General features: G+C 46.0%; 1 protein-coding gene. It reads right to left on the bottom strand.

The genetic code is table 11. The features are described from left to right. Nucleotides 1-165 (bottom strand): ATP-binding protein (locus LB467_RS19570; protein WP_394371830.1); only part of this gene is annotated, 165 nt, incomplete at its 3' end. Nucleotides 166-252: the final 87 nt, after the last annotated feature.

The following is a 252-nucleotide window of genomic DNA, read 5'->3' as shown; positions in this document are numbered from 1 at the left end:
CATTCGGTCCAGGAGTTTATTGGCCGTAAAATACATGGTTTTAAGTTCCTGTGCACAGGCCTGGAATCCCAAGGCACAAGCGATAAATGATTTGCCTACTCCGGTTGGTCCTGTAATAATTAGGTCCTGGATATTCCGGACTAAGCTGACCCCTCTAAAGCCCACCTTTTAGGTATCTGTCATTCCGGCGGATGCTGACCCCCTTATAAATTAAAAAAATGGCTGGCCGGCAAAATTATTCCGGAGCATACT

The organism is Salegentibacter tibetensis (assembly GCF_020164485.1).
Taxonomy (GTDB): domain Bacteria; phylum Bacteroidota; class Bacteroidia; order Flavobacteriales; family Flavobacteriaceae; genus Salegentibacter; species Salegentibacter tibetensis.
This window is presented reverse-complemented; position numbering and strand designations above follow the sequence as displayed.